20 protein-coding genes are annotated in these 22,614 nt (G+C 70.7%); 13 read left to right on the top strand and 7 right to left on the bottom strand.

Going from position 1 to position 22,614, the window contains the following annotated elements:
• Window positions 1–34: 34 nt before the first annotated feature.
• The gene (locus tag FH610_RS00370; protein ID WP_240808716.1) at window positions 35–574 is read left to right on the top strand and encodes an NUDIX hydrolase; all 540 of its coding nucleotides are present in this window, start codon (window positions 35–37) and stop codon (window positions 572–574) included.
• A gap of 290 nt (window positions 575–864) precedes the next feature.
• Here FH610_RS00370 and FH610_RS00375 read toward each other — a convergent pair whose 3' ends face one another.
• Window positions 865–1,371 carry a hypothetical protein gene (locus FH610_RS00375; protein ID WP_139572118.1) on the bottom strand — a complete coding sequence of 169 codons (507 nt, stop codon included), beginning with the start codon at window positions 1,369–1,371 and terminating at the stop codon, window positions 865–867.
• A 345-nt stretch (window positions 1,372–1,716) separates the two neighbouring features.
• Here FH610_RS00375 and FH610_RS00380 point away from each other — a divergent pair, with 345 nt between their 5' ends.
• Both FH610_RS00380 and FH610_RS42625 read left to right on the top strand, forming a co-directional pair.
• Complete coding sequence (locus tag FH610_RS00380; RefSeq protein WP_161627869.1) at window positions 1,717–2,475, top strand: neutral zinc metallopeptidase; 759 nt, start codon at window positions 1,717–1,719, stop codon at window positions 2,473–2,475.
• 33 nt (window positions 2,476–2,508) lie between these two features.
• Window positions 2,509–2,658 carry a hypothetical protein gene (locus FH610_RS42625; protein WP_161627870.1) on the top strand — a complete coding sequence of 50 codons (150 nt, stop codon included), beginning with the start codon at window positions 2,509–2,511 and terminating at the stop codon, window positions 2,656–2,658.
• Window positions 2,659–2,700: 42 nt separating this feature from the next.
• Here FH610_RS42625 and FH610_RS00385 read toward each other — a convergent pair whose 3' ends face one another.
• From FH610_RS00385 to FH610_RS00395, 3 genes are all read right to left on the bottom strand, one after another.
• Complete coding sequence (locus FH610_RS00385) at window positions 2,701–5,154, bottom strand: N-acetylmuramoyl-L-alanine amidase (RefSeq protein ID WP_139572120.1); 2,454 nt, start codon at window positions 5,152–5,154, stop codon at window positions 2,701–2,703.
• 130 nt (window positions 5,155–5,284) lie between these two features.
• Window positions 5,285–5,512 (bottom strand): lytic murein transglycosylase, encoded by a 228-nt coding sequence (locus tag FH610_RS45020; RefSeq protein ID WP_139572727.1) that lies wholly within the window; start codon window positions 5,510–5,512, stop codon window positions 5,285–5,287.
• A 282-nt stretch (window positions 5,513–5,794) separates the two neighbouring features.
• On the bottom strand, window positions 5,795–6,367 hold the full coding sequence (locus FH610_RS00395) for a TetR/AcrR family transcriptional regulator (protein WP_139572121.1): 573 nt from the start codon (window positions 6,365–6,367) through the stop codon (window positions 5,795–5,797).
• A gap of 159 nt (window positions 6,368–6,526) precedes the next feature.
• On the opposite strand from FH610_RS00395, the gene FH610_RS00400 reads away from it, so the two are divergent.
• The 3 genes from FH610_RS00400 (at window position 6,527) to FH610_RS00410 (ending at window position 8,118) form a co-directional block, all read left to right on the top strand.
• On the top strand, window positions 6,527–7,402 hold the full coding sequence (locus FH610_RS00400; protein ID WP_205825429.1) for an SDR family NAD(P)-dependent oxidoreductase: 876 nt from the start codon (window positions 6,527–6,529) through the stop codon (window positions 7,400–7,402).
• Window positions 7,403–7,525: 123 nt separating this feature from the next.
• Window positions 7,526–7,897 carry a hypothetical protein gene (locus tag FH610_RS00405; RefSeq protein ID WP_139572123.1) on the top strand — a complete coding sequence of 124 codons (372 nt, stop codon included), beginning with the start codon at window positions 7,526–7,528 and terminating at the stop codon, window positions 7,895–7,897.
• The gene (locus FH610_RS00410; protein WP_139572124.1) at window positions 7,894–8,118 is read left to right on the top strand and encodes a hypothetical protein; all 225 of its coding nucleotides are present in this window, start codon (window positions 7,894–7,896) and stop codon (window positions 8,116–8,118) included. The genes FH610_RS00405 and FH610_RS00410 overlap by 4 nt, the downstream gene beginning before the upstream one ends.
• Here FH610_RS00410 and FH610_RS00415 read toward each other — a convergent pair.
• From FH610_RS00415 to FH610_RS00430, 3 genes are all read right to left on the bottom strand, one after another.
• Window positions 8,085–8,498 (bottom strand): SgcJ/EcaC family oxidoreductase, encoded by a 414-nt coding sequence (locus FH610_RS00415; protein WP_139572125.1) that lies wholly within the window; start codon window positions 8,496–8,498, stop codon window positions 8,085–8,087. The two genes, FH610_RS00410 and FH610_RS00415, sit on opposite strands and share 34 nt — an antisense overlap.
• 316 nt (window positions 8,499–8,814) lie before the next feature.
• Window positions 8,815–10,245: a family 43 glycosylhydrolase gene (locus FH610_RS44125; RefSeq protein WP_139572126.1), complete on the bottom strand. Its 1,431-nt coding sequence runs from the start codon at window positions 10,243–10,245 to the stop codon at window positions 8,815–8,817.
• A 476-nt stretch (window positions 10,246–10,721) separates the two neighbouring features.
• Window positions 10,722–11,039 (bottom strand): hypothetical protein, encoded by a 318-nt coding sequence (locus tag FH610_RS00430; protein WP_139572127.1) that lies wholly within the window; start codon window positions 11,037–11,039, stop codon window positions 10,722–10,724.
• A gap of 70 nt (window positions 11,040–11,109) precedes the next feature.
• Between FH610_RS00430 and FH610_RS00435 the strand changes: the two genes are divergently transcribed.
• The 7 genes from FH610_RS00435 (at window position 11,110) to FH610_RS00470 (ending at window position 22,312) form a co-directional block, all read left to right on the top strand.
• Entirely contained in the window at window positions 11,110–12,030 is a 921-nt protein-coding gene (locus FH610_RS00435) for a LysR family transcriptional regulator (protein ID WP_139572128.1), read from the top strand.
• Between the two features lie 624 nt (window positions 12,031–12,654).
• A complete protein-coding gene (locus tag FH610_RS00445) occupies window positions 12,655–13,470 on the top strand; it encodes an NAD(P)H-binding protein (RefSeq protein WP_139572129.1) in 816 nt (271 codons plus the stop codon).
• A complete protein-coding gene (locus FH610_RS00450; RefSeq protein ID WP_139572130.1) occupies window positions 13,467–13,844 on the top strand; it encodes a pyridoxamine 5'-phosphate oxidase family protein in 378 nt (125 codons plus the stop codon). The genes FH610_RS00445 and FH610_RS00450 overlap by 4 nt, the downstream gene beginning before the upstream one ends.
• Before the next feature lie 11 nt (window positions 13,845–13,855).
• Window positions 13,856–14,716 (top strand): haloalkane dehalogenase, encoded by an 861-nt coding sequence (locus tag FH610_RS00455; RefSeq protein WP_139572131.1) that lies wholly within the window; start codon window positions 13,856–13,858, stop codon window positions 14,714–14,716.
• Window positions 14,717–14,916: 200 nt separating this feature from the next.
• Entirely contained in the window at window positions 14,917–16,527 is a 1,611-nt protein-coding gene (locus tag FH610_RS00460; RefSeq protein ID WP_240808670.1) for a TIGR02677 family protein, read from the top strand.
• Window positions 16,524–17,963: a DUF2398 family protein gene (locus tag FH610_RS00465; RefSeq protein WP_139572132.1), complete on the top strand. Its 1,440-nt coding sequence runs from the start codon at window positions 16,524–16,526 to the stop codon at window positions 17,961–17,963. The genes FH610_RS00460 and FH610_RS00465 overlap by 4 nt, the downstream gene beginning before the upstream one ends.
• Complete coding sequence (locus FH610_RS00470; RefSeq protein ID WP_139572133.1) at window positions 17,960–22,312, top strand: SbcC/MukB-like Walker B domain-containing protein; 4,353 nt, start codon at window positions 17,960–17,962, stop codon at window positions 22,310–22,312. The genes FH610_RS00465 and FH610_RS00470 overlap by 4 nt, the downstream gene beginning before the upstream one ends.
• Window positions 22,313–22,614 lie beyond the last annotated feature (302 nt).

The following is a 22,614-nucleotide window of genomic DNA, read 5'->3' on the forward strand; positions in this document are numbered from 1 at the left end:
GACGTGATGGATGGTGGCCATGCGAGTGGACCGGATGCCCGCAGCGAAACGTGATTCTTTCCAGGTCGCTTACCACGGGAAGGTCTTCGACATAGCGACCCAAGCGACGCGGGATCCCGGCGGACAGCAGGTGCTCGCCGAATTCGCGGCCTGTGACGACGTGGTCAGGGTCTATCCGGTCGACGACGAGAACATATGGCTCATCAGGGAGAAGCGCCTCGGCATGGGCAGTGAGCTCGTCCTGCGAACCGTGGCCGGTGGGATCGAGGAGGGCGAGGATCCTCTGGTCGCCGCTCAGCGCGAGCTGCTTGAGGAACTGGGCATCGTGGCCGACTCTTTCGAGGTCTTCCACGAGTCGACACCGATGCTCAAGGCGTTGCACACCGTCTATCACGTCGTGGCTCGGGGCCCGAGAACGTCGGCCGACGCCTCGCGGTACAGCGATCCCGCCGAATACATCGAGCCCGCGATCTTCCCCATCGACCAGGTCGAGCACCTTGTCTGGGACGGCTCGATCCGGGAGGACATCATCGCGTTCGGTCTGCTCAGACTGCTTCGCTGCCTCCGCCGATAAGGCGTCGACAGCGTCCGCGGTCGTCGCCGAGTCGACCGCTCCCGGGGTGCGAGCTGCCCACGATCACCTCGGGTAGCGGCAAGCCCGCGGGGGTGGTCGAGCAGGGCAAGCCGTCTCCGGCCCTTACCTGCTGGTTCCGGGATGCGGCAGGCGACATCCTGGCCTTCGTCTCCGTTGGTTGGCGCACGCCCCGACGCCCTACGTCCCCATGACTCCCCGGACTGCCCGGTGCCTGCTCCGCATGATTCTTTCGGCCTACTGCGGTCGCTTCCGCGTGGTGGGCTGGTCGCTCAGGGCTGCCAGTCGTCCTGGTAGTCGGTGTGCCAGTTGTACGCGGAAGCCTCCAGCTTCAGCAGGTGCTCCGCCTGCGCATGCTCCTCGAGCGCCAGGTAGAGCTCGTTGACGAGCACGGACTCCAGGAAATCCACGCGGTCCCGCTTCGCGCCCAGGTCTCGCTCCGCTTTGTGCGAGTTGCGCTCCCCGGCGTCCGCGGCCTTGTACGCCCGGTTCAAATCCTCGGCGATACGGGCCCGCAGGAAAGCGATCAACCCCGCGAACACGGTTTTCCCCTGATGCGCACGGGCCCTGCGCGCGTCGGTCATGATCTCGCGGTAGCGGGCGGCGAGGGCGGGCTCGTCCGTGCTCGTCAGTTCCAGCCGGGGGAAGCGCCGTCGATGCGTTTCCCCGTCGCCCGGCTCTTCACCGTCAGCGGCCAGGGCGTCCCCGAGGAGCTCTGCTGCGAGCAGGGGACGGTTGCGGACCAGCTCCAGGAGCGTTCCGCGATCGATCCTTGTCATGGCCAGGAGGTTACATGGAGTAATCGCGTACGCGCCAAGGGTGGCTGACGTGGGCTGTGGTGGTTTCCTTCCCTCCGGTGGAAGCTCTCTTCAACCCGGTGGTTCTTGACGACGTGCTCCGAGTCCCGGGCCAGGTTCGGGGGCAGCGTGAGGGTGAACACCGCTGCACTCGGCGCCGGCAACGACGGTGCGGCGGTAGGCGCCCGGGCCACGCATTCTTGGGGGAGCGGCGAATTGTGCGAGAGTGAACGGTCCTCGCAATATTCGCCGCTTATGTCTCGACTCGGACAAATTGCGGTGAACTGGTCTACGCCTGGCTGCGCGGTGCCTATAGCCTCGTCGCCCGTGAAACAGAGCATGATCGCGCTTGCGGCCGCAACGGCGGTGGCGGTTGTCCCGGCCGGCTCCGCCGCGGCCCGCCCCGTCAAGGACAAGACCCTCACCGAGAACGCCCTGTACAAGGCCGGAGCGCTGCCCACCACAGCGTGCCGGGAAAAGCCCATCAAGAAGCTCGACCCGAAATCGGCGAGAAGCTACCTCAATGGCGTCCTCGCCTGCCTCAACCGGACCTGGGCCGGGGAATTGAAGGCGGCGGGCCTGAAGTGGTCGACGCCCAAGGTCGTGTACGCCACCAAGGCGCCGGCGAGATTCTGCGGAGCGAAGTGGAAGGACTGGGGCTCCTACTACTGCAAAGCCTCCCGCACGATTGAGATCGTCCTGGCCAAGGACCTCCTGGAGGAGACCGACGACCTTTTCCTGTTCTTCCTGATGGCCTCGCTCCACGGCGAGCACGTGCAGAACCTTGGCGGCATCGCCCGCGCCGTGAACAAGCTTCCCTACGGCAGCAAGGCGGAGTTCGACGAGCAGAACCGGCGGTATTACCTGCAGAACATCTGTCTCGCCAGCGCCTTCGTCGCGAGCGTCTGGAAGTCCCTGCACCGTGGTCGCGAGGACTGGGACGACCTGCTCTTCTACATGCGTGACTGGGCGGGCAAGAGCACCGGAAGCAGGAAGTCGGTCACCTACTGGGCCGGGCAGGGCTTCGCGACCGGCGACCCCGCCGCCTGCAACACGTGGACCGCGCCCTCCGCCAAGGTGGCCTGACACCTTGTATCCCCCGACCAGGATGCCGAGCTCTTGCACTTCGACCACGTGGTGATCCGGCACCGATCGGCCGTCGCCGTCGTCCAGGGGATCGGCGGCCGCGCGAGCCGCTGGAAGGACACGCTGAAGCCGGCCAGGAAGGCCGCCGCGAGACTCGTCTCGGACTACCCGCGGCAGGCCTGACGGCCTGCCGGGGAGGGAGGGCCTCCCCGGCAGGCCGCACCGTCAGGGGGTCACCGGCCGGGTCGCCGCCGAGGTGGCGGTGGCCTTCGCATAGGCCTTCGCCGACACGGTCACCCGTACGGCGACGTGGGCGCCGCGGTCGTGGCCCGTGAGGTGATAGGTCCGCCCCGTGGCGCCCCTGACCGGAACGCCGTCGCGCAGCCACCGGTAGGTGACCTTCTCGGGCGACGGCGTCCACGTGCCGGGGGACGCCTTCAGCGTGCGGCCGACCTTCGGCGTTCCGCTCACGATGGGCGGCTCGGCCGAGGTGAACGTTCCCGGCGCGACCGGCGCGGTCGCCGCCGAACGTGCCGAGGTGGCCGTGAAGTACGGGTCGTCGACGGTCACCTCGACGAGCACGCTCTTGCCGAGGTCCGCGACGCCCGGCCGATATGTGGCCTTGGTGGCCCCGGAGACCGCCGTGCCGTCCACGTACCACTGGTAGGTGAAGCCCGCCACCTGCCGCGACCAGGTGCCGGGGGAGGCGGTGAGCTCATCGCCGACCTTGGCGGACCCGCCGATCACCGGCAGCGTGGTGTTGACCACCGGCGACCGCTGCGCGTCGTGGAGGTCTGCTTCGGCGGCGCGGACGAAGACCTGGCGGTGGGCGTACCAGAGTTGGTAGTAGCGGTCCTGTCCCTTGAGGTCGGTGCGGTCGCCCGGCGCCGATCCGTCGAACGACACCGCCCGGTAGTAGTCGGTGACGATGTCGTCGTCGCTCACGGCGTAGGCCTGGCCGACCGGGATCTTGTATTCCAGCGGCGACAGGGCCTGGACCGGAATGCCGGTGCCGGTGTAGGCGGTCGCCTCGGGGTAGGCGCGGCCGTAGACGGCGGCGGGGGTGGTCGCCCCGGCCTTCACGGTGACCGTCTTCGCCTGTGTGCGGACCACGACGGGATGGTCGGCGGGGTTGTGCAGCCAGGCGAGGGAGCCGGCCCACCACACGCCGAGCCAGTCGCCCTGCACCTGGGCGACGACGAGCTTGTGGCCGGACACGACGCGGGCGCTGATGTCGCTGACGTATGTCGTGCCCGCGGTGGCACCGGGTTTCCAGCCGGGGTCGGCGGCGAGCGGCGCGGTCTCGGAGGGTGACTGGTAGAGGGGCAGGAAGTTGGTGCCCGCTCCGGGGACGCAGTCGGGGGAGGGCGGGGAGGCGGCGGCGCAGCCGGTCAGTGGCTGCGGGTTGTCCTGGTAGCCGGTACGGACCTCCACGACGTCGCCGGGGGCGACGTCGGCCGTCGCGTCCCGGCCGCCGCCGACGGGGGCGCCGAGCAGGTCGAAGTAGTGGTCCCAGTCCCAGTAGGGGCCCGGGTCCCAGTGCATGCTCTTGGTGGCGCCGAGGACGGTTCCGGGCACCTGGTCGTGGCCGATGACGTGCGCCCGGTCGAGGGGGATGCCGTACTTCTGTGCGAGGTGTTTCACCAGCGTGGCCGACGTCTGGTACATCGACTCGGTGAACCAGTTGGCGGTGCCGGCGAAGCCTTCGTGTTCGATGCCGATGGCGTGCATGTTGACGTACCAGTTGCCGGCGTGCCAGCCGACGTCCTTGGCGTCGAGGTGCTGGGCGATGTGGCCGTCGGAGGACCGGATGGTGTAGTTCCAAGCGAGGTATGTCGGGTCCTGGGCCAACCGCACCGAGGGGCCGTAGTAGCCCTCGGTGTCGTGGATGACGATGTAGTCGAGCTTGGGCCCGCCCGGCCCGGTCCTGTCGGCGATGTCGTGGTTGCCGTAGTCGGTCGTGTTGTCCGGCTCGCTGGCGGAGCCCTTGGCGTACGGTGCCTCCAGCCACTCACAGTCGAGGCCGGACGGGCAGTCGACGCCGGCATCGGCGGCGAGCCGCGCGGCAGGCAGGGCGACCGAGTCGTCGGCGGCGAGGGTGACCCGCTGGCCGTCCGCGGTGACGCGGCTCTCGCCGGTGCGGAGGGTCTGGTAGACCTGCCGGACGAAGTCGTTCTTCGCCCCGAACCGCGCCACCGCGTCCCGCCAGGAGGCCAGGTCGTCGCCGTCGTCGTGGTAGGACGCCAGCAGCGCCGCGCCGCCGCAGATGCCGGCGTTCGGCTCCCGGCGCAGCGCGTCGGCCGTCAGACCGGTCAGCTCGGCCGCCGCCGCGATCTGGCTTTTCGACTCGGCCGCGCGGCCCTTGTCCGCGCCGTCCCAGGCCACGGGTGCTCGGTCGCTCAGGTCGAACACGCCGTAGCCGCCGTCGGAGCTCGGCTTGCCCTGGTGGTCGTCCCAGCGGGACAGCATGTACGCCACGGCCTTCAGCAGCGGTTCCGGCACGCCCGCCGCCTTGGCCGCCTCGCCGAAGGCGGCTTCGCGAGTGGGCGCCGACAGCGTTGCCGTGCAGGAGACCCCCGGCCCGGCCGAGGAGGTGGAGGCCAGTACGGACGGCGCGGCGGGGAACAGCGCCGCCGCCGCGGCGACCGCGACGGCGATGCCGCGATGTGGAGTTCTCAACGTTGTGCGACCCCTTCTCGAATGCCTGTGGGGGGATCAGGCCGGGGCAATCACACCCCTGCGCGCCGCCGTACGCCAGAGCGCCACGCAAATCTCGTCGAGATCGTAACTTTTCACCAGACAGGCCGAGTCAGATGAAAATCCTCGCCCGGAGCGCAGGGCCGTCCTTCACGTGGTTGTAGGCGAACAGCGCCTTGCGCACGTTGGTGGCCGCGCCGGAGGCGCGCAGGTAGGCGGCCGCGGCGGGGATCGCGTCCGCGGGGTCGTAGACGTCGGTACGGCCGTCGCCGTTTCCATCGACCGCGTAAGCGGCGAAGGTGGCAGGAAGGGAACTGTATGGGCCCGCGAGCCCCGGCAGCCGGGCGGCGCCGGCGTCTCATCGGACGGTCTCCAGCACGAGGTCCTCGTGTACAACGTCGCCCCGGCGAACCCCCGTATCGTCCCCCACGCCGAGGCGTTGCGCCACACCTATACCCGGCCACGTGCAGGGCGACCGTGCCTGGCTGCTGGCCGCGGGCCGGCACTGGCGCGAGCACCTGAATCGCAAGTCCCGCCTGCCCGACCGGTGCGTCAGCTTCCGAGACCGCGGCCGGCCCTACGAGGCGGCCGGGCTCTCTCCGGCGGCTTGGGCAAGCCGTCTTCAGCGCAGCAGGAGATCGATGGCTACCTCCAGTCGTTCGAGGTAGACCTCCCGTGATGCGACCTGATGCTTGAGGCCGATCGATGCGCTGATCATCGTCTGTGCAACGGAGGGAGCCGCCTCTCGTCCCGACTTGATGGCGATCGCGTCTGTGATCAGTTCCTCAAATCGTCTCCGCGGGGTCTCGATGATCTCCCCGAGGAGGTCGGGATTGTCCTCGATGACCACCGCGACATCGCTCGTCAGCGGGCCGATGTAGCGGCCCGCCCACTGATCGAACGCTTCGACGAGACGCTCCAGAAGGGGTCGGTCAGTGTCGGCCAGGACGCGTTCGACCGCTGTGATGTCGCGATCCAAGGCCTGACTAACCGCAGCACGGAACAGAGTCTCCTTCGAGGAGAAGAGGAAATAGAGCCCGGGCCGGGAGATACGCGCCGCCCGCGCCACCTCCTCCATCGAGGTCTTCCGGTAACCGAATCGCGCGAACGTGACCATCGCGGAGTCCAGAACCATGGTCCGACGGTCGGTATCGGCGGCTGTCGACGGCGGGTGACCGACCTCGGGACTGCTCATGAGACGAGCATACGAGCGATATGCGCACTATACAAATAGAGTCTAGTGTGTATAGTCACCGCCGTGACTACTCGCAAACTCATCTCCACGCGCTTCACCTCCTCCAGCACCGCGGACGAGGTGCTGCGAGGGGTCGACCTCACCGGCGTCCGCGCGATCGTGACCGGAGGTTCCTCCGGAATCGGGACTGAGACGGCTCGTGCGCTGACCTCTGCCGGAGCGGAGGTAACACTCGCTGTCCGGAACACGGCCGCGGGTGACGCTGTCTCCGACACGATCGCGAAGTCGACCGGAGGGATCCGGCCCCGAGTCGTCCGGCTCGACCTCGCCGACAGGACCACCGTCGCGCGATTCGTCGACGCGTGGAACGGTCCGCTTCACCTGCTGATCAACAACGCGGGCGTGGTCACCGGTGGCCTCGAACGGACGTGTGAGGGCTGGGAGCTGCAATTCGCGACGAACCATCTCGGCCACTTCGCCCTGGCCATCGGCCTTCACGACGCCCTGGCCCGGGGAGCGATCGACCGCGACGGAGCACGGATCGTCTCGGTCAGTTCGACCGCGCACATGCGTTCGGGCATCGACTTCGACGACCTCCACTTCGAGCGTCGCAGCTACGACCCGCAGATTGCCTACGCTCAATCGAAGACGGCGAACTCTCTGTTCGCCGTCGAGGCGACCCGCCTCTGGGCTTCCGACGGCATCGTTGCCAACACGGTGAACCCCGGCGGTGTCGCGACGGGACTGCAGCGCAACTTCACAGCGCAGCAGAAGGCGTCGCTCGACGCGGCCGAGGCCGCCGGAGTCTTCACCTACAAAACGGTCGAGCAGGGAGCCGCCACCAGCATCGTCGCGGCCGTCGCCCCGGAGTTCGCTCACTCCGGAGGCCACTACCTCGACGATTCACAAGAGGCTTACACCGTGCCGGACGACGCCGACCTCGCGCAGCACCCGCACGGTGTCAAGGAATGGGCGCTCGATCCCGCCGCCGCCAAGCGCCTCTGGACGGTCTCGACCGACCTGCTCCGCGTCTGACCTCTAACGCGAGCTGGTCGAAGCCGGCGGGGAAGCAGTTCCCGGCTGCCGGCGCGTCGCCCGCCGTGCGCTCCGGGCTGGCGATCGCTACGGCGGGCAGGCCCGAGTAGACGCGTAAGTTCGGTGGACGCGCTGGTCGACATCACCACGGGTGAGGGAACGCTGGCCGCGACCGGAGGCCACAGGTTCTGGGTGCAGGGTCGGGGATGGACGCCCGCTGAGGCCCTCCACCCGGGAGACGCCCTGCGGAACCCGTCCGGCGGGGCCGTGGGCGTGCCGGCGGTCTCGGTCGGACGACGTCATGCGCCGAGCGAGCTCGTCACCAACCCCGACCGAGCCCTGGCGATCCAGTGGGGACGCATCGAAGCCCTGTCGTCCGGCAGCGGGGTGGACTGGAGAGTCATAGCCGACCGGAAGAACAAGCTCGGGACCGCGTGGGAGCTGTACCGGCTCCGGACGTCGTACAGGCTCGCAACAAGGAATGGGGGGACATGAAGTTCTACATGAACCCGAACGGCAGGTTCGTCGAGGTGAAGCCGAATCCAGAGCTGTGGTGTCCGGACATCCGTGAACGCCTGAACCAACGCCCGATGCCGGGCCCGGCGACTCGCCGGTCCCGGCATCGCGGTGTCGTCGTCCTTCTCAACGTCGTCGACCGTCACTGCTGGTTACAGGCAAGGGTTCACTGCGCAGGCGCCAGCACCGGGCTGTTGTGATAGGCGGCGATCAGCCACTGGCCGTCCCGCTTCTCGAAGACCCAGGTCGCGTTCACCTTACGCACGTCATCTGGGACCTCGGTCTCGCCGGGGAACAGGATGGCGGATTCGCTGATGACGATCGCGCCGTCCCTGCCGACGAAGCGGATGCCGAGCTGCTTGTTGTAGGTCGAGCTGCCCTTGAGCGGCCCCTCGAAGGCCAGGGCCATGCTCTGACGGATCACGTCACGGCTGTCGCGGAGCGAGCCGGTCATGATGGCGGTCGCATCCGCGGTGTAGTTGGCGACCATGCCGTCGGCGTCGCCGGCCTCCCACGCCTTATAGGAGTCAGCCAGTACGGCCTTGATGGCGGCCTCGTCTGCCGCACGACTGTTCGACATTGGATTCTCCCTTGTGATCGATTCGCCCGAGGTACTCCGGCGAGTTCGTGAGTACATACCGGCGGTGGGGTCGGAACTCATCGCGGCAGATGAAAATCCGTCTCTCCGTCTTCGAGGGCGGCCTGGTGGCTGCCGTTCCGCCGGGCGTTGTACGCGCAACCCGAAGTGGCGCGAGATCCCGGTCACCGCTTGGCTGTTGAGACGCTGACCCTTCCTGGGGTCACAGGGGCAGTGAACCGGCGCGCCGCCAGGCCCGTCCTTACAGGGCAGACAATCCGCAGCCCTGGAGGACACATGCTTCGTCGTCTCCTCGTCTTCAGTAGACGTAGGGCCAGTCGGCGCTGTCCCAGCCGAGCTTGTTGATGCCGAGGCGGGAGGAGCCGTCGTCGGCGTACCAGTGGTAGAAGAGGATGTCTCCGTCGTTGTCGGCGAGAACGGCCTGGTGGCCGGGACCGTGGATGCTCCCGTGCCCGGCCAGCACCTGCGTGCCGCCCCCTGACGTCATCGCCGTCCCGTTGCGGTCGACGTACGGGCCGGTGACCGAAGTGGAGCGGCCCACCATGATGCGGTAGGTGCTGGACGCGCCCTTGCAGCACAGGTCGAAGGAGACGAACTGGTAGTAGTAGCCGCCGTGCCGGTAGATGAACGGCGCCTCGATCGCGCCGCCGTTGCGGCCGGCGATGCTGCGGATCGTGCCGTCCAGCCGCTTGCCGGTGGCCGGGTCGAGCTGGACCATCTTGATCCCCGACCAGAACGAGCCGAAGTCGAGCCACCAGCGGCCCTGGTCGTCGATGACGAGGTTGGGGTCGATGGCGTTCCAGTTGTCGGAGGTGGTCGACTCGACGACCAGGCCCTGGTTGCTCCACGATCCCGACGCGCCGGTCGTGCTGGTGGCCAGGAAGATGCCCGAGTGGTTGGAGCCGAAGGTCGAGGCCGCGTAGTACATGTAGTACTTGCCGTTGACGTAGGTGATGTCCGGCGCCCACAGGGTGTTGCTGCCGTTGGTGTAGGCATGCGTCCAGGAGGCCCCGCCGGGGAACGCCACGCCCGCGTTACGCCAGGTGGTCCGGTCGGTCGAGGTCTTGAGCACGATGTTGTCGCCCGTGTGCGCGAGCAGGTAGGTGCCGTCCGGCTTCTTGGTCACCTCGGGGTCGTGCACGGTGATGTCACCGGTGACGTAGCCCGGGTCGGGGTAGGAGGTGACCTTGACGAGCTGCCACTGCTGGTTGGCGCCGTTGAGGTCGGCGTACTGGGAGACGCGGCCGCCGTCGGCGGTGGACCACTCCCAGACTTCGAGGGCCTTGCCGCTGTTGCGGTTGATCAGCTTGACGTATCCGCTGTCGGTGTCGACGACCCGGAACTGCTGGTTGGTGGCGTTCTTGTCGGTGTACTGGATGACGTCGGCGCCGTCGGCCGTGGAGCGGCCGGAGATGTCGACGACCTTGCCGCTGTGGCGCGATCTGAGGCGGTAGTAGCCGCCGCCGGAGTCGACGAACTGCCACTGCTGCCAGGCGCCGTCGTTGCGGGACCACTGCACCAGGGGCGCGCCGTCGTTCGTCGCCATGTTGTAGACGTCCAGCGCCTTGCCGCTGTTGCGGTTGACCAGCACGTACGACGCGCTCGTGTCGACGCTCGCCGCATGGGCGGCACCGGCGGCCACGACGGATGGACAGATCGCGAGCAGCGCCAGGATCGCCAGGGCGAGGATGCGGCGCGGCCATGCGGGAGAACGTACGGAGGTCTCCATGGGGGGTGCCTCTCGTCGGGACGGACGGTAAAGGTATCGATGTGAGCGTTAACAAACGCGGTCCGGAGTTGCCCTCGATCATGCTGTCGTTCACCGGAGATCGCCGCTCAGTGTCAGCGTCGGCTCCCGCGTCGTCAAGGGCCCCCGTCAAACGGCGCCGGTGCGCCCCGCGCTCGCCCGGCCGCGTACGCGCGCGATGAAAACGCTTGCGAGAACTCGGGTCGCCGGGCGGGAATCGTCCGCTTGACCTGCTTCCGGCGCTCGGGACCGGTCGTCGAGGTCTCCCGGTCAGGCGAGGCGTCCTTCCGGCGCCGAGAATGCGGCGACGGCGGTGAAAGTTTCTCTCCGCGCGCCGCGCCTCGCGTCGATGTCGAGCACGGCCACCGCGGCGGCGCTCCGGGCGAACCGGAGCGCCGCCGCGCGGCAGATCCCGCTGACGATCCCGGTGACCAGGCCCGCCTTTCGCGAAGTGCCGCTTATGCCAGCGCCTCGTGGTTCGCCCAGGCGACCTTGTACGGGTGCCGGGACTGCCAGCGGTCGATGACCTCGTGCATGCCCGGCGCGGTGAACGCCTTCGCGAGGGCGTCGGTGTCGGCGACGGCCACCTGCACGATCGCGGTCGCGATCAGGGCCGGAATGGCCTCCTCGCCAGGGATGGGAATGTGGCGCCGGGTCGCGACCGACTGCACGAAACCGGAGTCGAGCATGACCTGTTCGATATCCGTGAGGTACTGGTCGAGCTCGGCGTCGGGCAGCGGCTGGTGGAAGGAGACAATCATCGTGTGGTTGATCACGCAGCCATTCTGGGCTCCGTACGGCACCCGCGTCCAAGACCGGTTCGCCATTCGGCGATAACCTGGAGGCATGGTCGAACTGGAGACTCGCGAGCTCGAGTACTTCGTCGCACTGGCCGACGAGCTGCACTTCGGCCGGGCCGCAGTCCGGCTCTCGATCGCCCAGCCGGCGCTGTCGAAGGCCATCCGACGGATCGAGAGCCGGCTCGGTGTCCCGCTCTTCATCCGCTCCAGCCGGCACGTCGAGCTCACCCCGGCAGGGAAGGCGTTGCAGGAACATGGCCGGCACGCGCTCAACGCGGTCAGCGCCGCCATCCGGCACGCCCAGCGTGCCGGCGACGTCCAGGCCCACCTGCGGCTCGTGCTCAAACCCGGCGGCGACGCGGGCCTGCTCTCCGGGCTCCTGGCCGAATACGCGCACCAGCCCGACGCCCGCCAGGTGGACATCCTGTTCAGCGGCCCGGCCGATCGCGCCGACTTCCTGCGTGACGGCCGGGCCGACGTCGGCCTGCTCTACGCGCCGTTCGATGACCTCGACGGCCTGGCCCACGAGACGCTGCACACCGAGGATCGCGTGGTCATCGTTCCGGCCGGACACCGGCTGGCCGGGCACACTTCGGTGCGCATGTCCGATCTGGAGGGTGAGACGCTACCCCGCTGGAAAGGAATACCCGGGGGCGACGGCACCGGTCCCGAGGTCGCCGACGTGGTCCAGATGCTCCAGATGATCACGGTGGGCCGGATGATCGGGGTGCTGCCCCGCTCGCTGGTCGAACCGGTCCCGGCCGGCCTGGTCTGCGTCCCGGTGGCCGACGCGCCGCCCAGCCGCCTGGTGCTCGCCTGGATCGAACAGGACCGCCGACCGTTGGTCGCCTCGTTCGTGGCCGCCGCACTCAGGTCGCGCCGGGACAAGACTCGATCAGACATCGACGAACCTGACGCGCCGCGCCCCGTTCTGTCGGCGGACCAGTCCCGTGGCGCCGTTCGATGAGGGTGCCGGGTCGATCCGTATCGTCGCGGCGTGTGCCGCGGGGCTCGCGACGAGGGCGCCGGCCCCCACCCGGATCTGCCCGTGGCTGTCCTTTGTGCCGCCTGGTATCAGCGGGAACTGGCGCGATCTGCCACGGCCCGCAGGCGCCGGCCGCGCTGGGCCTGCTGCGCGGCCGTACCACGGCGGCGTTCCCACCTTGCGGGCCAGCATGGAGATGGCCGGTGCGACCTTCGTAGACGGCCCGGCCGTGGTGGACGGCCCGATGGTCTCCTGTCGTGGCCGGCCGGACCTGCCCGAACGGTCGCGTGAGTTCATGCGCGTGCTGGAGGGCGCGAACGCGTCGGTGCGAGGTGATTCGACCGATCGTGCCGCCATCCACGACGCCGGTGGTGCACCGCGACCTCAAGCCGGGCATCGCCCGCCTCGGCGTGGGTGACGGCCGGCACCACCGAAGGACTCCTCGGCACCCCCACCTATATGGCGGCCGCGGGCTGGAGCGGACCGTCACGTGCCGGCACCTCTCCCTCGCTTCTGAGTCCGTCAACTGACTAGGAGTGGACAAGTGGTCTCGAAGGCCGCTACGGTTCTTCTCAGTCAGTCAGCTAACTCACTCAGGAGCCAATCATGATCGTGGTAACGGGTGCCACCGGAAACGTCGGCGGCCAGGTGGTCGCGCTGCTCACCGCCGCGGGCGAGCGGGTGACCGCCGTCTCCCGGCGGACCGCCGAGCTGCCCGAGGGCGTACGGCATGTGCGAGCCGACCTGGACGACCCCGCCGGGCTGAAGGACGCCTTCGACGGTGCGGACGCGCTGTTCCTGCTGGTGGCCGGTCAGGACCCGCGGGCGATCCTCGACGCCGCCCGCGCCGGCGGGGTCCGGCGTGTCGTCCTGCTGTCCTCGCAGGGGGCGGGGACCAGGCCGGAGTTCTACCGCCACCCCGCCGCCTTCGAGGACGCGGTGCGCCGGTCCGGCCTGGAGTGGACGATCCTGCGGCCCGGCGGCTTCCACTCCAACGCCTACGCCTGGGCGGAGTCCATCCGCGGCGGCCGTACGGCCGCCGCCCCGTTCGGTGACACCGGCCTGCCGACCATCGACCCGGCCGACATCGCCGAGGTCGCCGCGACCGTCCTGCGCGAGGACGGGCATGCCGGCCGCGTCTACGAACTGACCGGTCCCGCGCTGACCACGCCGCGGGAACGGGCGGCGGCGATCGGCGCCGCGGTGGGCACGCCGGTGCGGTTCGCCGAACAGACCCGGGAGGAGGCCCGGGCGCAGATGCTGCAGTTCATGCCCGAACAGGTGGTGGAAGGGACGCTCGCCATCCTGGGGGAGCCGACGGACGCCGAGCGGCAGGTCAGCCCGGACGTCGAGCGCGTCCTCGGCCGTGCTCCCCGATCCTTCGCCGACTGGGCGGGCCGCAACGTCGCCGCCTTCCGATGAGCCTGACCGAGGCGTTCCTGGCCGAGCCGTCGGTGGCGACCCTGACCACCCTCCGCCCAGACGGCTCCCCGCACGTGGCGGCCGTGCGCTTCACCTGGGACCACCGAGCGGCCCTGGCCCGCGTGCTGACCGTGGCCTCCTCTCGCAAGGCCCGAAATCTGGCCGCCGGCTCCGGTGGCCGGGCCGCGCTCTGCCAGGTGGACGGGTTCCGCTGGATCACGCTCGAAGGTCCCGCCGCCGTCCACGACGACTCCGGCCGCGTCGGCGAGGCGGTCCGTCGCTACGCCGGCCGCTACGGCGCCGCCCCGCCCAACCCGCCCGGCCGTGTCGTCATCGAGATCGCGGTCGATCGAATCATGAAGCTCAACCTCTGAAAGGACCTGTCGTGCCCGTTCAGCACGTTCTCGGCTCCACCATCCACTACCGCGACACCGGCTCCGGGGCGCCGATGGTCTTCCTGCACGGCAACCCCACCTCATCCCACCTGTGGAGGCACGTCATCCCCGCGATCGGCGAGGGCCGCCGGCTGGCCCCCGACCTGATCGGCATGGGTGATTCCGGCAAGCCCGACATCGCGTACACCTTCGCCGATCACGCCCGCTATCTGGACGCCTGGTTCGACGCCCTCGGCCTTCACGACGTGGTCCTCGTCGGCCACGACTGGGGCGGCGCACTTGCCTTCGACTGGGCCGCCCGTCACCCGGACCGGGTGCGGGGAATCGCCTTCACCGAAACCATCGTCAAGCCGATGACCTGGGAGGAGTTCCCCGAGGGCGGCCGGGAGCTGTTCGCGGCGATCAAGACCGAGGGCGTCGGAGAGAAGATGATCCTGGATGACAACGCCTTCATCGAACAGGGGTTGCCGGCCACCGTCGTGGCCCCCATGGACCAGAGCGACCTGGCCGTCTACCGCAAGCCGTACCCGACGCGCGAGAGCCGCCTGCCGCTGCTGCGGTGGGCGCGCTCGATGCCGCTCGGAGGTGAGCCCGCCGACGTGGTGGCACGCGTGGAGGCGTACGACAGGTGGCTGGCCGCCAGCCCGGAGGTGCCGAAGCTCCTGCTCGCCTTCGCGCCCGGGACCGGCACCATGGTGCACCAGGACATGATCGACTGGTGTGCGGCCACCATGGCCGGCCTCGAGATCCGGCAGTACGACGAGGTCGCGGGGCACCACACCCCGGAAGACCACCCGGAGCTGATCGCCGCGGCCGTCGCGGCCTGGGCGGAGGCGCACGGGCTGCGGTGACACCCGGACGCCCGCTCCCGCTCGTCGGAAAGAGCGTCGAAGCGCTACGACAGCCGGGTCCCCTGCCTCGCGCAGGTCGCAACTGTCGGTGCCCTCCAATACGGTCTTCTCGGCACGCGGAGCCCCGCCCGCCTCTCGTGGCGGGCGGGACTCCGCGATCGGGCGGGATGCGGCGCGGATCGGTGAGACGGACCCGCGACATGGATCGGGGGGACCGGATGGCGGACCGCAGGGCGCTGGACCTCGACTCGCTGGCGATCAGCGATCGGTTCAGGCTGTTCAACTTCACCAGGCGCGACGACCACGTGGCCTATCTCTGGGTCCTGCGGGCGATGGACCGGCTGCGAGAGGTGCACCAGGTCCAGGTGGACGCCGGTGAGGTGCAGGCGGCCCTGAACGAGCTGGCCCGGCTCCACGACGAGGTCCCCACGTTCGACGGCAACCTGCGCGACCGGCTGGACGCCCTGTACGAGGACGGGGTGGTGCACCGGTTCGACGACGCGTCCCGGGCCGGCAACCTCGTCCGCTACCGCAACAGACAGTCGGTCTACCAGTTCAGCGAGCTGGGCTACTGGGCGTACACGTCGGTCGAGGGACTGCTCGCGGCCCGCATCCAGGACGCCAACCTGTCGCGGCTGGTCTTCTCCGACATCCTGGAGGACCTCAAGGCGCTCGCGGCGGCCAACCGCGCGGGGGAGGGCGAGCAGGTCTACCGCCGGTTGTCCCGGCTGGACTCGGTGATGGAGGACATGGGACGCCGCTCCGCGCACTTCCATGTGACGCTCGGCGAGATCATCCGGTCCACCGACGCCTCTCCGGAGACGTTCCTGCGCTACAAGAACGCCCTGCTGACGCACATGTCGGAGTTCATGGCGGAGCTCGACCGCTACCTGCCCCGCCTGGCCACGGCCGTGCGGGATGTCGAGGCGAGTGGTCTGGCCTTCCTGCTCGACCGCGCGGCGGCGGCGGACGAGCGGCCCTTCATGGATCGGCACGAGCGGCTGGAGGACTGGCGCCGCCGCTGGTCCGCCCTGCGGGCGTGGTTCGCCCCTGAGGGATCGCAGGAGTCCCGTGCCGGGGAGCTGCGCAACGCCACGCGCATCGCGGTCTCGGGGGTGATCGCGCTGCTGCGGCAGATCTCGGAGGCGCAGCGCGGCGGCGTCAACCGGGCCACCCAGCTGCGGCATCTGGCCGAGTGGGTCTGGAACGCGCCGGACGAGGGCGCCGCCCACGCGCTGATGGGCGCGGCTTTCAACCTGCGGAGCGCACGGCACCTGGGCGCCGCCCACGAGGACACCGAACAGATCTCGCCCAGGGCGACCTGGTGGGACGCGCCGGGGGTGGAGGTGTCGGTCACGCTCTTCCGCAGCGGCAAGGCGCCCACCCCGGGCGTGCCCGCGCCGGTGCGCGGCAACCCCGGCGCGCGGGCGGCGCTGCGCCGCGAGCAGGCCGCGGAGCGCGCGGCCGAGCGCGAGGCCGCCGGCCACCTGACGGATCTGGGCGCGCACGGGCGGGTGCTCGACGAGTCCGAGACCCGGATCCTGCTGAAACTGATGACGCGGGCGCTGGAGGGACGAACGGTCGTCGCCGGCCGTCTGAAGAGAGGATCCGGTGCCGACGACGCCGTGATGATCCGGCTCGTGCCGAGCGACACCGGAAGCGCCGTGCGCACCGCGCAGGGACTGCTCCACCTGCCCGGATTCCGGGTCGAACTCGCCGGGCGGACGCCGGTGACAGGTCCCGGGGCAGGTTCGAAGACGGGTTCGATGACGGGTTCGAAGGCAGGTTCGATGACAGGGGGTGCCAGGTGACCAGTCCTCGCGCCCGGGCCGCCGCCGGCGTCTCCGTCGCCGACCTCGGCTCCTACCAGCAGGCGGTCCGCCGCGTGCTGACCTGCGATCTGATCACCAAGGAGCGGCCGCGGCCCGGCGTGCTCGACCAGGTGCTGCGCTGGGCCGACGAGATGGCGCGCGACTTCCGCGAGCTGCTCGGCTACACACTGATCGCCACGACCCACCACGTACGGCTGGTCCGCCGCCTCGACGTCCTGGACGACACACAGCAATCGATCTTCTCCCGCAGGGGCAAGCCGTTCGACCGCCGCAGGCTGGCCTACCTGTGCCTGGTCCTCGGGTCGTTCCAGCGCTCCCGCATCGAGATCAGTCTGGCGGACCTGGTGCGGATCTTCACTCCGCTGGCCAACACCATCGACGGCCTCGGCTTCGACCCCGCGATCGGATCGCACAAGGCGGCCATCGTCGACGTGCTGGGCTGGCTGGTGGACCGCGGCGCGCTCCGGCTGTCCGACGGCAGCCTGGAGTGGTGGGCGCGCGACACCGAACGCGGCGACGCGCTGTACGACATCGACCATGACATCTGCGCGGTGCTGTTCAAGCCGGCCCGGCCCGTCCAGCACCTCACCAGCGCGGCCGGCCTGGTGCACGAGCCGCCGCATTCGAACCCGGCCCGCAGGGCGCGGCGGCTGCTCGTCGAGTTCCCCGTGGCGTACTACGCGGACGTCGAGCCGGAGGTGGCCGACGCGCTGCGTGCCCCGGGTCTCGCCGAGGACCTCGTCCGGTTCACCGGCCTGGTCCTGGAACGGCGCGCGGAGGGCGTCATGCTCGCCGACCCGGGCGGCGTCTTCACCGACCGGCCGTTCCCCGGCCGGGGCAACGCGGTGAGCCGGGCGGCCGGGCTGCTGCTGGCGAAGATCGCCGACCTGCTGGAGGACCCCGAGCACGTGCCGGAGCCGCTGCCCGTGCCCGCGCTCGCCGACGACCAGGCCGACCTCGTGTCCCGGATGGACGCGGGCCTGCCCCGCGACGGAATCGTCGCCGAGCTCGCCTGGTCCCCGTCCGAGGCCGAGCCGCCGTCCCCCGACGACCGGCCCGCGCCCGCCGAGGCGCCGTTCGTGGAGCGCAGCCGACTCGAGACGATGACGACCGAGCTCTACGACGAGTTCGGGGCGGCCTCGTTCACCACCACCTGGCAGCAGGACCCCCGGGGGCTGCTCGACGCCGTCATCGGCTTCCTCTCGGACCTGATGCTGCTCAGGCCGGTGCCCGGCGGCGTGCTCGTCCTGCCCGCCGCCCTGCGGTATCGCAACATCCGGGCCGCCCTGCCCACCCGGAGCTCGGGCGGCCAGTTGGCGCTGGTGGCGCTGCCGGAGCCGGCCACGCGGAAGGACCCGCCACTACAAGATCCGCGCACGCAGGAGGTTTCGTACACACAGGAGGAAGAGCGATGACGCCGCCGCCCGACCGGTTCCAGCCCAGCAGGGCCGGTGTGATCAACGTCTGGGACTACGTGGACGAGGAGTTCGCCTTCGCCGACGGACGCCTGGTTCTGCGCGGGCACAACGGCTCGGGCAAGACCAAGGCGCTGGAGGTGCTCTTCCCGTTCATCCTCGACGGCGTGGCTGACGCCCGGCGGCTCGACCCGTTCAGCGGCGAGAACCGCACGATGAAGTCCAACCTGCTCTACCGGGGGCAGGAGGCCGAGTACGGCTACGTGTGGATGGAGTTCGCCCGGCGGGAGATCGGGGCGGAGCCGGCCGCGACCGACGAGACCGTCACCCTCATCATCGGCATCCGCGCGCACCGGCACAGGGACGGGGTGCGGACCTCGTTCTTCGTCACCGACAAGCGCCTCGGCGTCGACTTCGGGCTGCTGGCGCCCGACTCCCGGCCGCTCACCGAGCGGCAGCTCAAGGCCGTCCTCGGACCGGACGCCCACAGTGAGACCGCCACCCAGTATCGGGACGCGGTGGACGCCCGGCTGTTCGGGCTGGGCAGGGAGCGCTACACCCAGCTCCTCGACCTGCTGCTGGCGCTGCGCCGCCCGCTGCTGGCCAAGGACCTCGACCCCGACAAGGTCTCGGCCACGCTCACCTCGGGTCTCAGCCCCATCGACGAGGAACTGGTCGACCAGGCGGCCCGCGACTTCGAGAACCTGGCGGCGGTCCAGAAGCAGTTCGACGACTTCGCCGTCGCGGACTCGGCCGTGCGGGCGTTCCTGACCGACTACGTGGCATACCTGCGCACCCATGCCAAGGCCCGGCTCGCCCGCATCCAGACCGAGATGGACGGTGCAGTGGAGCACGCCCGCACGCTCGTCCGGGCCGAGGACGCGCGCAAGAGGGCCGTGGCCGCACGCGAGGCCGCCTCGGCGGCGGCCACCACGGCCGAGGCCGAACGGGAAGGGCTGGAGCGCCGCCTCGCCGCGCTGCGCGCGGACGACGCCTACCGCGCGCGGGGAGAGCTGGAACTGCGCCGCCGTCAGATCGCCAAGACCGGCGAGGAGGTCGAACGGGAGCGTGCCCGGCTGGCGGACGGCGCCGAACACCTGGCCGTCCTGGAAGGCGAGGCGGGCGAACTCGCGGAGCGACTGGAGAGCGCACGGGCGGCGATCGTCCGTTATGCCACCGACCTCGCCGACGCGGCGGAGCGGGCCGGCGTCTCCCACGACGGGGACGGCCCGGCCGACACGGGGGAGGACCTGCTCACGACGGCGCGGGCACGTGCGACCGCACGGCGGGACGACGTCGCGAAGGTCCGCGACGAGATCGCAAGGGTGTCGGGGGCGGAGCGGGACCGCCTGCGGGCGGAGACCGACAGGGACAAGGCGGACAAGGACGTCGCGGAACGCGAATCGCGGTGCGAGACCGCCGACGCCGCGCTGACGACGGCACGCCGCCTCGCGGGGGAGGCGCTCGACGTCTGGGCCGCCCGCTGGGCCCGCTCGTCGAGGCTCCCGGGAGACGACCTGGAGGACGGGCGCCCGGAGGACGACGAGGCGGTGGCCGGGCCCGCCGATGTGGCGGCGCTGGCGGAGGCCCTCGCCCACGCCGGAGACGCCGGGGCGCCGTCCCTGGCCGAGGTCTACAGCGTGCGGGCCGAGGAACGGCGGACGGAGGCGGCCAGGTCCGCGGAACGCCTGTCCGCACGGGTGCGCGACCTCGCCGCCGACCTCGTCCGCCTGCGCCGCGAGCGGGAGGAGATCGCGGCGGAACGCGACGAGGCGCCGCCGCACGACGATCGCCGGACGGCGGACCGCGACGGACGCCCGGGGGCGCCCCTGTGGCGGCTCGTCCGGTTCGCCGACGGCCTCGACGAGAAGGAGGCGGCCGGCCTCGAAGGCGCTCTGTACGGCGCGGGACTGCTGACCGCCTGGGTTCACCCGGAGGCGCGGCAGACTCTCGACGCCGTCGAGGTCCTGGAATCCGACGGTTACCTGATCCCGCTCCCCGAGGAGAGCCGCCCGTCCGGCCGTACGCTCGCCGACGTCCTCGTGCCGGAGGATCAGGACCTGGTGCCGGCGGCGGTCGTCGCGGACGTGCTGCGGTCGGTCGCGGTATCCGACACGGTCACGCCCTGCCGGGACCAGCAGGGCGGACCGGCGCCGACGGTGACCGGCCGGGCCCAGTTCGGCCTCGGCCTCCTCTTCGGCGCCCGGCCCAAGCCGTCGCCCGAGTACATCGGCGCCACGAACCGGGCCGATCGCCGCGTGGCCAGGCTCGCCGAGTATGACGAGATGATCGGCGAGACGAGCCGGGCGCACGAGGACGCCGAGCACGATCTGGCACGCGCCAATCGCCGGCTGGAGGACTTCGCCCGAGCCCGGCGGGAGCTCCCGCCCGCCACGGCGGTCGTCGAGGCCGTCACCCGAGTGACTCAGGAGTCCGCACTGCTGGCCCAGGCGCGCTCGGCGCTCGCGGACCGCCGCCGCGACCTCGACGCCTCGGTGGCCCAGGTCGACGCGGCGCGCCGGCGGCTGCGGCAGGTCGCGGCGGAAAGGAGCATGCCTGTCGCGGAACAGGAGGTCGACGCGGTCGCGCGGGCCGTCGACGACTTCCTCGCCACGGCGCAGCGGCTGCACGACGGCCGCGAGCGGGCCGCGTCCGAGGAGCGGGACCTCGCGTCGCGGCAGGCCGCGATCGCCCGGCAGCGCGAGCGGCACGACGCGGACTCCCGCGCTCTGGGGGACAAGGAGCGGGAGCACCGAGCCGAGGTCGAGGAGTTCAGGGCGGGCGAGGAGGCCCTGGACGCGCCGTTGCGCGAGGTGCTCGCCCATATCGGCGAGGCCGAGCAACGCCTCGCCGAGGTCCGTGAGCGGTGCGAGGAGCATTCCGCCGCTGCGGCGCGGGAGAACGAGGCGCTGATCGTCGCCCAGGCCGACCTCAGGCACGGCCAGGCTTCCCTCGGCCAGGCGCTCGGGCACCTCTTCGAGCACGTCGCGGCGTTCGGGCCGTACGCGCATCTGGAGCTGCGCCCGCTCCTCGGCGTCACCGCCACGGCCCCGTGGCCCGCCCATGTCGGCTGGCCCGAACCGGCGGAGGCGGCCGCGTCGGCGGCGGCGGAGCTGTCCGCGCACCCTGGCGCCGGAGAGGGGGGCGGACCGTCGCCCGATCCCGCCGCCCTGGTCGGCCGGGTGCTGCCGGGAGACGTGGCCGCGCTGCTGGACGCCTTCGCCGCGGAGATGGCCGACATCCGCGTGCCCGGGGAGAGCACGCTCAAGAACGCCGCGACCAGGCTGTCGGCCTCGCTGCGGACCTTCCAGGACGCGCTCGACGGCTGCGCCGAGGACTACCGCCTGGAGCACGACCCCACCGGCGTCGTCATGGTCTACGTCAGCGACGAGGGCGGCCGCAATCCGGTCGCCGCCTTCGCCCGGCGGGTCGCCGACCGCGTCCAGGAGCAGGGAATGCTGCTTGAGAAGCGGGAGCGGACCGTGCTGGAGGACGAGTTGCTCACCGCGCTCGCCCAGCAGGTGCACGACCGGGTCCGCACCGCACGCGACCTGGTGCGCGGCATGAACGACGACACCCGGTCACGGCCCATGTCGTCCGGCACCAGGATCGGCATCCGCTGGGGCCGCTCTGACCGGCTGAACGACCGGCAGGTCGCGGTGTCGCGGCTCCTCGACAGGGACGCGCAGGGGCTCGGCGCGGCCGGGCTGGCCGAGCTGCGCGGCCTGCTGCGGGAGATGATCCGCGACTACCGGGCCGCGCATCCGCGTGCCACGTACAAGCAGGCCCTGGCCGACGTGCTCGACTACCGCACCTGGTACGGCTTCGAGCTGGTGCTCGCCGTGCCGGGGGAGAAGGAGGTGAAGCTCACCCGGGCCAAGCACGAGGAGATGTCCGGCGGGGAGAAGTCGGCGGCCATCCACCTCCCGCTGTTCGCCGCGGCCAACGCCCTCTACTCGTCCGCCAAGCCCACGTGCCCGCGGATGATCGCGCTGGACGAGGCGTTCGCCGGCATCGACGACCGGTACAAGCCCGAGCTGCTGGGCCTGACCGTGAAATTCGGCCTCGACCTGTTCATGACCGGCCACGACCTGTGGGTCCACTTCGACACCGTGCCGATGGCCGCGCACTACGACATGCACCACGACAAGAGCGCGCACGCGGTGTCGGCGATGCTGATGCTCTGGGACGGCGCCCAGACCATCGACGCCGACGCCGGTTTCTCCGGCAACGAGGAGCTGGCCGAAACGCTGCTCGGCCTCCGGCCGAGCCGCCGCGCCCCCGCCCTCACCGAGGGCACGCTCCTCGCCGCCGACGGCGACGAGGAACCCGAAGACGTGCCTCAGTGAGGCCCGATTCGACGGGGCGGTCTTCACCGGGGACACCTCGTTTCGCGCGTCGAGGATGGTGCCGAGCGCGCGCGGTGTCATGTGCACGAGCCGGCCGCGCACGTCGAGGTGTCGGGGTGCTCGGGGCCGGGGACGCGATCGTAGACGGGGAGTAGCGCGGCGAGCTGGTCGCGGGCCACCCGCGCGGCAGCAGCTGCTCGCCGAGCTCCAGCCCGGTCTCCCCCGGCTGCAGGTCGTCCGGCCTCCGTCCGGCCAGGGAGGCGCGAGCCGGATCGCTGCGGCTCGCAGCCCTCCCTGTGGAT

The sequence above is a fragment of the Microbispora catharanthi genome, from assembly GCF_006334915.2.
Classification (GTDB): Bacteria; Actinomycetota; Actinomycetes; order Streptosporangiales; family Streptosporangiaceae; genus Microbispora; species Microbispora catharanthi.

Coding starts and splice junctions, on each gene's coding strand:
- FH610_RS00370 (WP_240808716.1), top strand. CDS start 35: ATGCCCGCAGCGAAACGTGATTCTTTCCAGGTCGCTTACCACGGGAAG.
- FH610_RS00375 (WP_139572118.1), bottom strand. CDS start 1,371: ATGACAAGGATCGATCGCGGAACGCTCCTGGAGCTGGTCCGCAACCGT.
- FH610_RS00395 (WP_139572121.1), bottom strand. CDS start 6,367: ATGAGCAGTCCCGAGGTCGGTCACCCGCCGTCGACAGCCGCCGATACC.
- FH610_RS00410 (WP_139572124.1), top strand. CDS start 7,894: ATGAAGTTCTACATGAACCCGAACGGCAGGTTCGTCGAGGTGAAGCCG.
- FH610_RS00415 (WP_139572125.1), bottom strand. CDS start 8,498: ATGTCGAACAGTCGTGCGGCAGACGAGGCCGCCATCAAGGCCGTACTG.
- FH610_RS44125 (WP_139572126.1), bottom strand. CDS start 10,245: ATGGAGACCTCCGTACGTTCTCCCGCATGGCCGCGCCGCATCCTCGCC.
- FH610_RS00435 (WP_139572128.1), top strand. CDS start 11,110: ATGGTCGAACTGGAGACTCGCGAGCTCGAGTACTTCGTCGCACTGGCC.
- FH610_RS00445 (WP_139572129.1), top strand. CDS start 12,655: ATGATCGTGGTAACGGGTGCCACCGGAAACGTCGGCGGCCAGGTGGTC.
- FH610_RS00450 (WP_139572130.1), top strand. CDS start 13,467: ATGAGCCTGACCGAGGCGTTCCTGGCCGAGCCGTCGGTGGCGACCCTG.
- FH610_RS00460 (WP_240808670.1), top strand. CDS start 14,917: ATGGATCGGGGGGACCGGATGGCGGACCGCAGGGCGCTGGACCTCGAC.
- FH610_RS00470 (WP_139572133.1), top strand. CDS start 17,960: ATGACGCCGCCGCCCGACCGGTTCCAGCCCAGCAGGGCCGGTGTGATC.